This window comes from Streptomonospora arabica (genome assembly GCF_039531585.1).
GTDB lineage: Bacteria > Actinomycetota > Actinomycetes > Streptosporangiales > Streptosporangiaceae > Streptomonospora > Streptomonospora halophila.
In genome coordinates, this window is the sequence record NZ_BAAAQI010000015.1 from 76,278 (window position 1) to 89,944 (window position 13,667).

Below are 13,667 nucleotides of genomic sequence, written 5' to 3' on the forward strand. Positions count from 1 at the left end.
CCCGCGGGCGCGGGTCCTCAGGCGGAGCTGCGCACCCAGGAGGCGTACAGGTCGGCGTAGACGCCGGGGCGGGCGGCCAGTTCGTCGTGGCTGCCCCGCTGGACGACGCGGCCGGCGTCGAAGACGAGGACCTCGTCGGCGGCCTCGGCGGTGGAGAGCCGGTGGGCGATGGCCACGGACGTGCGCCCGCGGGTGAGCCGGTCCAGCGCCCGCTGGATGCGGACCTCGGTGTCGGGGTCGACGGCCGAGGTGGCCTCGTCCAGCACCAGCAGGTCGGGGTCGGCGACGTAGGCGCGCACCAGCGCCACCAGCTGGCGCTCGCCGGCCGAGAGCGACTCGCCGCGCTGGCCGACGGGGGTGTCCAGGCCGTGGGCCAGGCCGCGGAGCCACTCGGAGAGGCCGAGCTCGCCGACGGCCGCCTCCAGCTCGGCGTCGGTGGCCTCGGGACGGGCGAAGCGGATGTTGGCGCCCAGCGAGCTGTCGAAGAGGAAGCCCTCCTGGGGAACCATCACCATCCGGGCGCGCAGCGACGAGAAGGCCACCTCGCGCAGGTCGGTGCCGTCGACGAGGACCCGGCCCTCGACGGGGTCCATCAGCCGGGTGAGCAGCTTGACGAACGTGGTCTTTCCCGATCCGGTCTCGCCGACCACGGCCAGGCGGGTGCCGGGCGCGATCCGCTCGTCGACGGAGTCGAGGACAGTGGGGCCGCCCGGGTAGGCGTAGGACACGTCCTCGAAGCCCACCGCCACCGGGCCGCGCGGCAGCTCGGCGCCGGCCTCGCCGGGGTCGGCGATGTCGGGCACGGTGTCGAGGATGCCCAGGACGCGGCGCCAGCCCGCAATGGCGTTCTGGGCCTCGTTGAAGATCTCGGTCGCCATCATCATGGGCTGGATGAACAGTGTCATCAGGAACAGGAACGCCACCAGCTCGCCCGCGGAGATCTCGCCGCCGATGCCCAGCAGCACCCCGGCCACGACCACGGCCGCGTTGCCCACGGCCGCGATGATCTCGGCGAAGGGCGAGACGGCCATCGACAGCCGCTGGGCCTTGACCTGGGCGGTGCGGGTCGCCAGCACGGTGGTGTCGACACGGCGGGCGGTGCGCTCCTCGGTGGCGTGGGCGCGGATGACCGACGCGCCCATGACGGTCTCGCCGATGGCGCCGAGCATGTCGCCGGTGCGTTCGCGGACCTTGAGGTAGGCGCGGGAGAGCCGTTTCTGCAGCCAGCGCGCGCCCAACAGCAGAGGGATGAAGCACACCCACACCAGCAGGGCGAGCTCCCAGGAGTAGACGGCCATGAGCGCGGTGGCCACGACCAGCTGGCCGATGCTCACGAGCAGCTGCAGGCCGCCCCACTGCATGAAGGTGCTGATCTGGTCGACGTCGGCGGTGACACGGGCGACCAGCGCACCCTTGCGCTCGCTGTTCTGGGTGAGCACGGACAGGTCGTGGACGTGGCGGAAGGCTTTGCGGCGCAGGGTGGCCAGCGCCGACTCGGTGGCGCGGTAGAGCCGCACGTTCATGACGTAGGCGCTGGCCATGGTGGCGACGAGCGTGAGCGCGCACAGCGCCACGGTCGTGATCACGAAGTCCATGTCGGGGCGGCCGGTGCCGGTGTCCATGCCGCGGTCGATGATCTGCTGGACGGCGATGGGCACGATGACCTTGCCGGCCGTGGCCACCACGGCCAGCAGCAGGGTCAGCCACAGGCCGCGGGCGAACTCCGGCGAGAGCTGCAGGCCGCGCCGGATGGTGGCGAGGGCGCCGTCGCCGCTGCGCTGCAGCCCGCTCTGGGGCGAGGCCTCGCCGGGGGCGTCCTCGTCGGCGGGTGCGCGGCTCGCGGAGTCGGCGGCGGGGGCTGTCAACGTACTGTCTCCCTGGTCTCGTCGGTCTGCTCGTCGCCGCCGGCCCCGCCCGGGGCCCGAGCGGGGCGCAGGCCGCGGGGTTCGGGGCCGCCCTCGTCCGGCTCGGGCTCGCCGGCCCGCTCCGCGGCGGCGCGCTCGTAGGCGGTGACGAGGCTCCGGTAGCCGGTGGAGCGCTCCAGCAGCTCGGTGTGGGTGCCGCGGTCGCGCACGGTCCCCTGCTCCAGGTAGACGACCTCGTCGGCGAGCTCGATCGTCGCGCGACGGTAGGCGACCACCAGCACCGTCGCGGCCAGGTCGGTCTCGCGCAGCCCGGCGAGGATCTGCGCCTCGACCTGCGGGTCGACCGCCGAGGTGGCGTCGTCCATGATGAGCAGCCGGGGCTTGCGCACCACCGCGCGGGCCAGGGCGAGCCGCTGGCGCTGGCCGCCGGAGAGGCTGGTTCCGCGCTCTCCCAAGCTGGTGTCGAGGCCCTCGGGCAGGGCCGCGATGAAGGAGTCGGCGCGGGCCAGCCGCAGGGCGGCCCACACGTCGGCGTCGTCGATGTCGGCGCCCAGGGTGATGTTGCCGCGGACGGTGTCCTCGAAGACGAACGTCGACTGCGGCACGAGCGCGGCGGCGCGCGCGATCTCGCCCCGGTCCAGCTCGCGCACGTCGGTGCCGTCGAGGTAGACGGCTCCGGTGTCGGGGTCGACCAGGCGCGTGAGCACGGTGGTCAGCGTGGACTTTCCCGCGCCGGTGGGGCCCACGAGCGCCACGGTGCGCCCGGGCGCGATGTCGAGGTCGACGTTGTGCAGCACGGTGCTGCGCTGGGCGGCGACGGTGTCCGGGGCGTCGGAGAGGTCGCGCATGCCGCCGGTGAAGGCGTCCTCGTAGGAGAAGCCGACGCCGCGGGCGGCGAGCCCGACGCCGCAGCTGCCGCGGGGGACGCGCCGCTCGCCGTAGGGCATCGAGCCCTCGGCGGTGAGGACGGCCTGGACGCGGTCCCAGGCCACCACGGTGCGGGGCAGGTCGCCCAGCAGCCAGCCGAAGGACCGGATGGGCAGGCTCAGCAGGGTGAACAGGTAGGCGACCTGCACCAGCTCGCCGGCCGTGATCGCGCCGGTGGACAGCCGCCACATGCCGACCAGGAGCACCGCCAGGATGCCGAAGTTGGGCAGGTGCTCCATGACGGGGTCGAAGGCGGCGCGCATCCGGCCGACGCGGATCTGGGCGTCGCGCAGCCGGTGCGCGGCCTCGGTGAAGCGCTCGGTCTCGGTGTCTTCGCGGCCCAGGCTCTTGACGACGAGGGCGCCGTCGAAGGACTCGTGGGCGACCTCGCTGACCTCGGCCCGCAGCGCCTGGGCGCGGGTCGCGGCCGGCGACACGCGCCGCTGGAAGACGACGTTGGCCACGGCCAGCGCCGGGAACACCACGAACGCGATCGTCGCCAGGACCGGGTCGGTGACCACCATCGCGGCGGCGGCGATGAGGAGCATGGCGACGCTGCCGATCGCCATGGGCAGCGGGGCGAGGGGCCGCCAGGCCTCCTCGACGTCGGCGTTGGCGTTGGACAGCAGTTGCCCGGTGGCGTGGCGGTGGTGCCAGGCCAGCGGCAGGCGCAGGTAGGTGCGCGAGACGCTGCGCCGGTAGCGGGCCTGCATGCGGAACTGCATCAGCCCGGCGAACAGCCGCCGGGCGGCCAGGCCGATCGCCTTGGCGAGGCCGACGCCCAGCAGCAGCGCCGCGGCCGCCGACAGGGCGGCGGCCGTGGTGGAGCGGTTCTCGAAGGCGGGCAGCACGACCCGGTCGGTGATCCCGCCCATGACGTCGGCCGAGGCGACGCTGACGGCGGCGTGCAGGCCGGCACCGACGACCGCGACGAGGAAGACGGCGGGCTCGGTGCGGATGGCGACCCACAGCACGTGCAATCCGCGTCTGAACACCGCCCGGTGCTGTGTGCGGCTGCTCGTACTGTCGTGCGGCATAGGTCCCCCTGCCCGTAGGCCCGAATTCGCAGCGGTCGCCGGGTGCCGTCCGATGACCCGACGGCACCGCCGCTACAACCTACTCCGGCGTGCCGGAAAGGCCGTAGCCGATTAGGTTCAGCGGACGGCGCACACGGACTATTCCGCCTCACACCGGGCGCCGGCGCGTCGTGTCCGGATCCGGACGCACGGCCGCGCGGCGGCGCCCGAACGTCTCACCCCCGGTCTAGCGTCGGCCCCATGCCCATGGACCACGACCGCCTCTGCGACCGCCTGGTGGAGCAGACCCGGCTTCTCGCGGCGCACCTCGACGGCGCCGACCTGACTCTCCCCGTTCCCACATGCCCCGGCTGGACACTGCGCAACCTGGTGCGCCACCTGTGGGGCGGGCACCGCTGGGCCGAGGAGACCGTGCGCACCCGCGCGTCCGAGCCCCTGCCGGCGGGCATCCTGCGCGACGTGGAGGACGCCTCCGCCGACCCCTCCCCCGCCGGCGCCGGAGACGGCGCGGCGGCGGGCGCCTGGCTGGTCGAGGGGGCCGAGCGTCTGGCGGCGACCCTGCGCGCGGCCGGGCCGGGCGCCCGGGTGTGGACTCCGGTGCCGGGCGCCCGGTCCGGCTTCTACGCCCGCAGGTTCGCCCACGAGAGCGCGGTGCACCGGGCCGACGCCGCCCGCGCGCTGGGGATCGGCTTCACGCTGGAGCGGGCTTCGGCGATCGACGCCGTCGACGAGTGGATGGAGCTGGAGTCGCTGCCGATGATGCTCGACGTTCAACCGCGCAAGCGCGAGCTGCGGGGTCCCGGGCGTGTACTGGCGTTCGAGGCCGACGGCACGGCGCCGGCGGAGCGCCCGCGCTGGGTGGTGGACCTGACGGGCGACGCGCTGGCGTGCGGGCGCGGGACGGGGCCCGCGGCGGTGACCGTGACCGGACCTCCCGCGGAGCTCCTGCTCGTGCTGATGCGGCGGCGCCCCGCCGAGGGTGCGGGAGTGGCGGTCGAGGGCGACCGCGCGCTGCTGGACTTCTGGCTGGAGCGCGTGGCCTGGTCCTGACCGGCGCCGCCCGCACGGGGCGTCAGGTCGCCAGACCGTGGCGGTAGGCGTAGACGACCGCTTGGACGCGGTCGCGGAGGTCGAGCTTGGTCAGGATGCGCGACACGAACGTCTTGACGGTCTCCGGGCTGAGCACCAGGGCCGCGGCGATCTCGCCGTTGGAGAGGCCGTCGGCGACCAGGCGCAGGACCTCCAGTTCACGGGGGGTCAGCGGGGTGTCCTTCCCGGAGCGCTCGGCGGGCCGGATCCGGGTGGCGTACCTGCCCACGAGCCGGCGCGTCACCTCGGGGTCCAGCAGCGCGGCGCCCGTGGCCACGGTCCGGATCCCGTGCAGCAGCTGGGCGGGCGGCGCATCCTTGAGCAGGAAGCCGCTCGCACCGGCGCGCAGCGCCTCGTAGACGTACTCGTCCAGGTTGAACGTCGTCACCACGAGCACCTTGACGGGACCGTCCACCCCCGCGCCGGCCAGCAGGCGGGTCGCCTCGATCCCGTCGAGCACCGGCATGCGCACGTCCATCACCACGACGTCCGGGCGCAGCCGGGCGGCGAGGTCGACCGCGGCCCGCCCGTCGCCGCACTCGGCCGCCACCTCCATGTCGGGTTGGGCGTCGACGACCGTCACCAGCCCGGTGCGAACCAGCACCTGGTCGTCGCAGACCAGTACCCGGATCGGCGCGGTCACGCCGCGCCGCCCGCGGGTATCCGCGCCCGCACGAGGAAGCCGCCGCCCGGCCGGCGCTCCGCGCTGAACTCGCCGCCCACGACGTCGACCCGCTCGCGCAGGCCGGCCAGGCCCCGCCCGCTTCCGCCGGGGGTCTCGGCCCCCGAGCCGGAGCCCTCTGTGCCGACCTCCACCGTGATCTCCCTTTCGCCGTGGTGCACACGGACCGATGTGGGCCTGCCGGCGGCGTACTTGAGGGCGTTCGTCAGCCCTTCCTGTACGACCCGGTAGGCCACGAGGTCGGCGCTGCCGGTCGACTCCGCCGGCGTGCCCTCTTCGGCGAACTCCACCGGCTGCCCTGCCCGGCGCGTCTGGTCCACGAGGGTGAGCAGCCGGCCGGCGGGCGGTGTCCTGGTCCCGGTGCCGTGGTCGGGGTTGAGCAGGTCGAGCAGGTGCCGCAGGTCGGTGGTCGCCCGCCGACCCGTGTCGCTGACGGCGGTCAGCGCCTGGTCGAGGCGCTCGGGCGCCGCGGTCAGATACCGCGCGGCCTCGGCTTGGACGACCATCGCCGTCACGTGGTGGGTCACGACGTCGTGCAGTTCGCGGGCGATGCTCGTGCGTTCGGCGGTGCGGGTCTGCTCGGCCACGCGGCGGCGGTGCTCGGCTTCGGCGGCCCGGGTGGAGCGCAGCCACGCCCCCATGCCCCACGGGATGACCAGCGCCAGGTAGAACGTGGCGAACTCGACGAACGTCTCGCCGGGGTCGATCCGGTCCAACGCGATCGAGAACGGCACATAGGCCGCCGACAGCAGCAGCACGGCCGAGCGCCGGTACCGCTCCAGATGGGCGCCCGAGCTCAGCAGCGCGATGGCCAGCCCGGTGCCCGCGACCAGGTGGTAGCCGCGCAGCTGGTCGACGGCGAAGCCGAGCACCACCAGGGCCAGGCACAGCGCCGGCCACCTCCGGCGCACGGCCAGCGGCAGGCACTGGAGGAGGACCGCCGCGACGGCCAGGGCGTCGAACGGGCGGTCCGGCAGGCTGCCGATCTGCGTACCCAGGCCGTGCAGCGACGGCACGAACGAGGCCGCCAGAAGCAGCAGGGCCGCCGGGAGGTCGCGCACCGTGACGTCGAGCCGGTGCCAGAACCGGAGGAGCCGCCGAGTCGGGATCACCGGGGGAAGAGCGGTCACCGGGGCAGCTTAGCGCCGGTGCCGGACCGGTCGTCGCGACGCACGGGCACCACGCGTCCGCGGCGGTGGGCCGTCCACAGGAACACCAGCGCGGCCAGCAGGCAGAAGGCGAGCGAGTACAGGCTGCCCTCCGGCCCGAACCCGCCGCCGGTGATCAGGGTCGGGCCCGACAGTTCGGCGTCCAGGAGCCCGCGGGTGGCGCCGTTGCCCGAGACCTCGGTGCTGAAGATGCCGCCGGCGGCGAAGTTCCAGCCGAAGTGCAGGCCGATCGGCAGCCACAGGTTGCGGGTGGCGGCGTAGGCGGCGGCGATCATGGCCCCGGCCACGCCCGCCACGACGAGGCCCATCGCGGTGGCGTTCTCGTTGGGCATGTGCCACAGGCAGAACAGCACGCTCGTCACAACCAGCGAGATCCAGGTGCCGGTCTTCTCCTCGATGATGCGGTACAGCACACCGCGGAACAGCACCTCCTCCGTCACCGCGGCGGCGGCCATGAAGCCGACGAGCCCCACGGCGCCGACGACCGAGCCCACCCCTTCGACCTCGTAGAACCCCAGGAAGTAGATGTTCAGGACGACCAGTGCGAAGAGGGCGGCGCCCATCAGCGTCCCCAGCGCGGTCTGGGGCACCAGGCCCGCCGGGGCGACCTCCGCGACGGCGCGCTTCTCGGTGCGCCGCACCACCCACGCGTAGACCAGTACGGTCAGCGCGGCTGTCAGAAGGCCGACCGCGAGGGTGAGCCACGGGTCGCCCTCCACCAGCATCACGACGTTGCCTCCGACGAGGCCGACGGCCACGACGGCCAGGAGCTGCCAGACCACTCTCATGATTCTCTCCTTCTCGACTCCCCGCGGCCGGACCGCCGCGGACGCCGAGAACGCTACGGAGGGGGCGGGTCCCGAATCGTCACCGTGCGGTGGACACCTGCGTGTAGCTCGCACGGGGGACAGATCGGCGGGCGGCATCGCCGCTGCGCCCGGCCGCGGGAGGCGGCGGCCCGCCCCGGGGCGCCGCGCACCGCGCCGCACGAGGCGTCGGCGGCTCACGCGGGAACCGGCGGACGGGCGGGTGCCTTCCCCGCACGGCCTCCCCCGCGGCCGCCTTCTTCGCGTACAGGCCGATCGCACGACCGCGCCGCCCGCTCGCGGACGAGCGGACGGCGCGGGTCCACGGACGGCGCGGGTCGGCGGAACGGGCGCCCGGCCCGTTCGCGGCCGCCCAGATGCCGCCGATGACCGGCGCGCGGAAGGTCAGCGGACCGACGCAGCCGTCATCGGCCAGGCAGCCGCCCGCGCCGTTGCGACGAAGCGGGGGGTCAGCGCACCGGGTTGCCGTGGGCGCGCAGCTCGGACTTGACGTCGGCGACGGTGAACTCGCCGAAGTGGAACACGCTGGCGGCCAGCACCGCGTCGGCGCCGGCGTCGACCGCCGGGGGGAAGTGGCCGACCTCGCCGGCTCCGCCGCTGGCGATCACCGGGATCCCCACCACCGCGCGCACGGCTCGGATCAGCTCCAGGTCGAAGCCCGCGCGGGTGCCGTCGGCGTCCATGGAGTTCAGCAGCAGCTCGCCGGCGCCCAGCTCGGCGCCGCGGGCGGCCCATTCGACGGCGTCGATGCCGGTTCCGCGCCGACCGCCGTGCGTGGTGACCTCGAACCCGCTGGGGGTGGTGTGCTCACCCGCGGTGCGGCGCACGTCAGCGGACAGGACCAGGACCTGGCTGCCGAAGCGCTCGGCGATCTCCCGGATCAGCTCGGGGCGGGCGACGGCGGCCGTGTTGACGCCCACCTTGTCGGCGCCGGCGCGCAGCAGCCGGTCGACGTCTTCGGGGGTGCGCACTCCCCCGCCCACGGTCAGCGGGATGAAGACCTGCTCGGCGGTGCGGCGCACCACGTCGTAGGTGGTCTCGCGGTCGCCGCTGGAGGCCGTGACGTCCAGGAAGGTCAGCTCGTCGGCGCCCTCGGCGTCGTAGCGGCCGGCCAGCTCGACCGGGTCGCCGGCGTCGCGCAGGTTCTGGAAGTTGACGCCCTTGACCACCCGCCCGGCGTCGACGTCGAGGCAGGGGATGACGCGTACCGCGAGTGTCATGCCGCGCGCACCGCCTTCAGGGCCTCCTGCAGGGTGAAGGCGCCCTCGTAGAGTGCGGTGCCCATGATGGCCCCCTCCACTCCCTCGGATGTCAGCGCCGCGATGGCCGTCAGGTCGTCGAGCGTCGCGATGCCGCCGCTGGCGACCACGGGCTTGTCCGTGCGCCGGGCGACGGTGCGCAGCAGTTCCAGGTTGGGGCCCTTGAGCGTGCCGTCCTTGGTGACGTCGGTGACGACGTAGCGGGCGCAGCCCTCGGACTCCAGGCGGTCGAGGGTGGCGTCCAGGTCGCCGCCGTCGCGGGTCCAGCCGCGGGCGGCCAGGGTGGTGCCCCGCACGTCCAGGCCGATGGCGATGCGGTCGCCGTGCTCGGCGATGATGCGCGCGCACCAGTCGGGGTTCTCCAGCGCGGCGGTTCCGATGTTGACGCGCGTGCAGCCGGTGGCGAGAGCGGCGCCGAGCGACTCGTCGTCGCGGATGCCGCCGGAGAGCTCGACGCGGATGTCGACGCGGTCGACGATGCCGGCCAGCAGGTCGCGGTTGTGGCCGCGGCCGAACGCGGCGTCGAGGTCGACGAGGTGGATCCACTCCGCCCCGGCCCTCTGCCAGCCCAGCGCCGCCTGGAGGGGGTCGCCGTACTGGCCGCCGGAGCCGGCCTTGCCCTGGACGAGCTGGACGGCCTGCCCGCCCGCCACGTCGACGGCGGGCAGCAGTTCAAGGGTGGAGGACATGGGTGGCCTTACTCGTGGGTTGCGGTCGAAGGGCGGTGCGGGCCGGTCCGGGCGCCGCGGAGCCCCGTCACAGCGTGCCGACCCAGTTGGCCAGCACCCGGGCGCCGGCGTCGCCGGACTTCTCGGGGTGGAACTGGGTGGCCGCCAGCGGGCCGTTCTCCACGGCCGCCACGAAGGGGGTGCCGTGGGTGCTCCAGGTCACCAGGGGCGGCGCGATGTGCGGGGAGGCCGGCTCCAGCGTCCACTCCAGAACACCGTAGGAGTGCACGAAGTAGAAGCGCTCGTCGGCGCCGAGGCCGTCGAACAGCCGGCTTCCCTCGGGCGCCCGCAGGGTGTTCCAGCCCATGTGCGGCACGATGGGCGCCCGCAGCCGCTCCACCGTCCCGGGCCATTCGGCACAGCCCCGGCTGGCCACTCCGTGCTCGACGCCGCGGTCGAAGAGCACCTGCATGCCGACGCAGATCCCCAGCACCGGCCGGCCGCCGGCCAGTCGCTTGCCGATGACGCGGTCGCCGCCGGCGGCGCGCAGTCCCTCGCTGCACGCGGCGAAGGCGCCGACTCCGGGCACGACGAGGCCGTCGGCCTCCAGGGCGGCGTGCGGGTCGCCGGTGACGGCGACCTCGGCGCCGGTGCGTTCGACTGCGCGCTGGGCCGAGCGCAGGTTGCCCGAGCCGTAGTCGAGGATGACGACTCGCTTGCTCACGTTGCTCCCGCCTTTCCTCGGGTCGCGGTCGCCGGGGGCCCGGCGGCGGACGCCGGCCTCACCCGCCGAAGTAGCCCAGGCGCAGGACCCCGGCCGCCACCGCCAGCAGCGCGCACACCGCGAGCGCGACCGCCAGGACCCGGTTGATCCTCCACATCGGAACCGTTCCCCCGGCCAGCAGCCCGCCCAGCGCAATGAGCAGAACGCCCCACACCGCGGTCACTACAGCGCGCCCTTGGTCGAGGGCACGCCGCTGACGCGGGGGTCGGGCTCGCAGGCCTGGCGCAGCGCCCGCGCGAGCGCCTTGAACTGGCACTCGACGATGTGGTGGGCGTTGCGCCCGTAGGGGACGTGGACGTGCAGGGCCACGCGGGCCTGGGCCACGAACGACTCCAGGATGTGGCGGGTCATCGTGGTGTCGTAGTCGCGGCCGATCACCGGCGCCATGCCCTCGGGCTCGCTGTGCACCAGGTAGGGCCGCCCCGAGACGTCCACGGTGACCTCGGCCAGCGCCTCGTCGAGTGGCACCTTGGCGTCGGCGAAGCGGCGGATGCCCGCCTTGTCGCCGAGGGCCTGGCCGAAGGCGGCGCCCAGCGCCAGCGCGGTGTCCTCCATCGTGTGGTGGGAGTCGATGTGCAGGTCGCCCTCGGTGCGCACGGTCAGGTCGAACAGGCCGTGCTTGGCGAGCTGGTCGAGCATGTGGTCGAAGAAGCCGACGCCGGTGGAGACGTCGGCGACCCCGCTGCCGTCCAGATCGATCTCAACGGCGACCTTGGTCTCCTTGGTTGCGCGCTCGACGCGGCCGGTGCGGCTCATGGCTTGCGGTCTCTCCTGCGGATCTGGGCGGGCGGGGCGGGACGGCGGGTGGGACGGCCGGTCGCGGCGGGCGGGGGCCCGATACCGCGCGCTCGCCCGCTCACCTCGCGGTCACTTCGAGCAACGCTGTGCGGAACGCCGACATTTCCTCGGGGGTGCCGACGGTGACGCGCAGCGTGTGCGGCGGCCCGACCTCGCGTACGAGCACGCCGCGCTCCAGCATCCCCCGCCACACCGCGGAGCGGTCGGCGAAGTCGCCGAAGAGAACGAAGTTGGCGTCGGATGCGGCCACGGCGAAGCCGTGCCCGCGCAGCCACTCCACCAGCGAGTCGCGCTCCTGTCGCAGCTGCTTGACCTGGCCCAGCAGCTCGTCGGCGAACTCAAGGGCGGTGGCGGCCACCACCTGGGTGATCGCGGAGAGATGGTAGGGCAGGCGCACCAGCTGCAGCGCGTCGACGACGGCGGGGTGAGCGGCCAGGTAGCCCACGCGGGCACCGGCCAGCGCGAAGGCCTTGGACATGGTGCGCGAGACGATCAGCCGGGGGTGCTCGGCGAGCAGCGTCAGCGCGCTGGGCGTGCCCTCGCGGCGGAACTCGGCGTAGGCCTCGTCGACGACGACCATGCCCGGGGCGGCCGCGGCCACCGCGGCGACGGTCTCCAGCGGCAGCGAGGCGCCGGTCGGGTTGTTCGGCGATGTCAAGAACACCACGTCGGGCCGGTGGCGGCGCACGGCGTCGACGGCGGCGCCGGCGTCGAGGCCGAAGTCGGTGCCGGTGCGGTCGACGGGGACCCAGTCGGTGCAGGTGACCCGGGAGATGACCGGGTGCATCGAGTAGGAGGGTTCGAACCCCAGGGCGGTGCGTCCGGGGCCGCCGAAGGCCTGCAGGATCTGCTGCAGGACCTCGTTGGACCCGTTGGCGGCCCAGACGCGGCCCGGGTCGAGCCCGTGGCCGAGGTAGTCGGCCAGGGCCGCGCGCAGGCGGGTGGCATCGCGGTCGGGGTAGCGGTTGAGCCCCGCGGCGGTCTGCTCGACGTTGCGGGCCAGTGCCGCCGCCAGCTCCGGCGAGGGGGCGTAGGGGTTCTCGTTGGTGTTCAGCGCGACGGGAACGTCCAGCTGCGGCGCGCCGTAGGGGCTGCGTCCGCGCAGGTCCTCGCGTAGCGGCAGGTCCTCCACGCCGATCCGATCCCGGTCGCCGCCGCCCTGGGGGCCGGCGGCGCTCACGTCTGCGCCTCCTGCCCGGCGCCGACGCGCACGGCCACCGCCTCGCCGTGGGCCGGGAGGTCCTCGGCCTCGGCCAGCGCACGCACATGCGCGGCGGAGGCGGCCAGCGCCTCGCGCCCGTACTCGACGACGTGCACCCCGCGCAGGAAGGTCTGCACGCTCAGACCGGCGGTGTGCGCGGCGCTGCCGCCGGTGGGCAGCACGTGGTTGGAGCCCGCCAGGTAGTCGCCCAGGGAGACCGGCGAGTAGTGGCCCACGAAGACGGCGCCGGCGTTGCGCACGGCGGCGGCGTGGCCGGCGGAGTCGGCGGTCATGACCTCCAGGTGCTCGGCGGCGTAGGCGTCGACGACGGCCAGGCCGTGAGCGATGTCCTCGACCAGCACGATCCCCGACTGCGGTCCGCCCAGCGCCTCGGCGACGCGGTCGCTGTGGCGTGTGGCGGCCACGCGCGCGCCCAGCTCGGCCTCGACCTTGCCCGCCAGTTCCTCTGAGGGCGTGACCAGGACGGACGCGGCGACCACGTCGTGCTCGGCCTGGCTGACGAGGTCGGCGGCGACGTAGGCGGGGTCGGCGGTGTCGTCGGCCAGGACGGCGATCTCGGTGGGCCCGGCCTCGGCGTCGATGCCGATGACGCCCTTGAGCAGGCGCTTGGCGGCGGCCACCCAGATGTTGCCGGGGCCGGTGACCATGTCGGCGCGCTCGCACTCGCCGGCGCCGTAGGCGAACATCGCCACGGCCTGGGCTCCCCCGACGGCGTAGACCTCGTCGACGCCCAGCAGCGCGCAGGCGGCGAGGACCACGGGGTGCGGCAGGCCGCCGAACTCGGCCCGGGGCGGCGAGGTGACCGCCAGCGAGCCGACGCCGGCCTCCTGGGCCGGCACCACGTTCATCACGACGCTGGAGGGGTAGGCGGCCCGGCCGCCCGGGACGTAGAGGCCCACCCGGTTCACCGGCACCCAGCGCTCGGTGACGGTGCCTCCGGGCACCACGCTGGTGGTGGTGTCGGCGCGGCGCTGGTCGGCGTGGACGCGCCGGGTGCGCTCGATCGACTCCTCCAGGGCGGCTCTGACGCCGGGGTCCAGCGCCGCCAGCGCGGAGTCGAGCTCGGCGCGGGGGACGCGGACGCCGGTGAGCCGTACGCCGTCGAAGCGCTCGGTGAGCTCGACGAGCGCCTCGGTGCCGCGCAGGCGCACGTCCTCGCAGACGGACCGGACCTGTTCCATCGCGGCCGAGACGTCGGTGTCGGCGCGCGGGAGCAGCTCCCGCGGGTCGCCGGCGCTTCCTCGGAGGTCGATTCGGGAGATCACGGCTTCATTCTAGGGGCCGCGGCGGCGCCGGCGGGCCCCGCTCGGGTGCCGGCCGGGCCCGCCGCCCGGGCCCGC

The 13,667-nt window shown here is 74.5% G+C and carries 13 protein-coding genes; 1 reads left to right on the forward strand and 12 read right to left on the reverse strand.

Annotated features, from left to right (window positions below; all coding sequences use genetic code 11):
- Nucleotides 1-17: 17 nt before the first annotated feature.
- Both ABD284_RS20180 and ABD284_RS20185 read right to left on the reverse strand, forming a co-directional pair.
- Nucleotides 18-1,865, reverse strand: coding sequence for an ABC transporter ATP-binding protein (locus tag ABD284_RS20180; protein ID WP_344145821.1), 1,848 nt, complete (start codon nucleotides 1,863-1,865; stop codon nucleotides 18-20).
- Nucleotides 1,862-3,829, reverse strand: a complete 1,968-nt coding sequence (locus ABD284_RS20185; RefSeq protein WP_344145824.1) for an ABC transporter ATP-binding protein — start codon at nucleotides 3,827-3,829, stop codon at nucleotides 1,862-1,864. The genes ABD284_RS20180 and ABD284_RS20185 overlap by 4 nt, the downstream gene beginning before the upstream one ends.
- 240 nt (nucleotides 3,830-4,069) lie before the next feature.
- On the opposite strand from ABD284_RS20185, the gene ABD284_RS20190 reads away from it, so the two are divergent.
- A complete protein-coding gene (locus ABD284_RS20190; RefSeq protein WP_344145827.1) occupies nucleotides 4,070-4,879 on the forward strand; it encodes a maleylpyruvate isomerase family mycothiol-dependent enzyme in 810 nt (269 codons plus the stop codon).
- A gap of 22 nt (nucleotides 4,880-4,901) precedes the next feature.
- On the opposite strand, the gene ABD284_RS20195 is transcribed toward ABD284_RS20190, so the two are convergent.
- The 10 genes from ABD284_RS20195 to hisD all read right to left on the reverse strand — a co-directional run bounded on the left by ABD284_RS20195 (nucleotide 4,902) and on the right by hisD (nucleotide 13,592).
- The gene (locus tag ABD284_RS20195) at nucleotides 4,902-5,561 is read right to left on the reverse strand and encodes a response regulator (protein WP_344145830.1); all 660 of its coding nucleotides are present in this window, start codon (nucleotides 5,559-5,561) and stop codon (nucleotides 4,902-4,904) included.
- Complete coding sequence (locus ABD284_RS20200; RefSeq protein WP_344145989.1) at nucleotides 5,558-6,712, reverse strand: sensor histidine kinase; 1,155 nt, start codon at nucleotides 6,710-6,712, stop codon at nucleotides 5,558-5,560. Before ABD284_RS20200 ends, ABD284_RS20195 begins: the two co-directional genes overlap by 4 nt.
- A gap of 14 nt (nucleotides 6,713-6,726) precedes the next feature.
- The gene (locus ABD284_RS20205; protein ID WP_344145833.1) at nucleotides 6,727-7,557 is read right to left on the reverse strand and encodes a CPBP family intramembrane glutamic endopeptidase; all 831 of its coding nucleotides are present in this window, start codon (nucleotides 7,555-7,557) and stop codon (nucleotides 6,727-6,729) included.
- A gap of 488 nt (nucleotides 7,558-8,045) precedes the next feature.
- On the reverse strand, nucleotides 8,046-8,816 hold the full coding sequence (hisF, locus tag ABD284_RS20210) for an imidazole glycerol phosphate synthase subunit HisF (RefSeq protein ID WP_344145836.1): 771 nt from the start codon (nucleotides 8,814-8,816) through the stop codon (nucleotides 8,046-8,048).
- Nucleotides 8,813-9,544, reverse strand: a complete 732-nt coding sequence (gene priA, locus ABD284_RS20215) for a bifunctional 1-(5-phosphoribosyl)-5-((5-phosphoribosylamino)methylideneamino)imidazole-4-carboxamide isomerase/phosphoribosylanthranilate isomerase PriA (RefSeq protein WP_344145839.1) — start codon at nucleotides 9,542-9,544, stop codon at nucleotides 8,813-8,815. The genes hisF and priA overlap by 4 nt, the downstream gene beginning before the upstream one ends.
- 67 nt (nucleotides 9,545-9,611) lie before the next feature.
- Entirely contained in the window at nucleotides 9,612-10,247 is a 636-nt protein-coding gene (gene hisH / locus ABD284_RS20220; RefSeq protein WP_344145842.1) for an imidazole glycerol phosphate synthase subunit HisH, read from the reverse strand.
- Nucleotides 10,248-10,305: 58 nt separating this feature from the next.
- Nucleotides 10,306-10,461 carry a hypothetical protein gene (locus ABD284_RS20225; RefSeq protein ID WP_344146007.1) on the reverse strand — a complete coding sequence of 52 codons (156 nt, stop codon included), beginning with the start codon at nucleotides 10,459-10,461 and terminating at the stop codon, nucleotides 10,306-10,308.
- Between the two features lie 8 nt (nucleotides 10,462-10,469).
- Nucleotides 10,470-11,063 (reverse strand): imidazoleglycerol-phosphate dehydratase HisB, encoded by a 594-nt coding sequence (hisB, locus tag ABD284_RS20230; RefSeq protein WP_344145845.1) that lies wholly within the window; start codon nucleotides 11,061-11,063, stop codon nucleotides 10,470-10,472.
- Nucleotides 11,064-11,163: 100 nt separating this feature from the next.
- Nucleotides 11,164-12,243: a histidinol-phosphate transaminase gene (locus ABD284_RS20235; protein WP_344145992.1), complete on the reverse strand. Its 1,080-nt coding sequence runs from the start codon at nucleotides 12,241-12,243 to the stop codon at nucleotides 11,164-11,166.
- A gap of 38 nt (nucleotides 12,244-12,281) precedes the next feature.
- Nucleotides 12,282-13,592 carry a histidinol dehydrogenase gene (gene hisD / locus ABD284_RS20240; protein ID WP_344145847.1) on the reverse strand — a complete coding sequence of 437 codons (1,311 nt, stop codon included), beginning with the start codon at nucleotides 13,590-13,592 and terminating at the stop codon, nucleotides 12,282-12,284.
- Nucleotides 13,593-13,667: the final 75 nt, after the last annotated feature.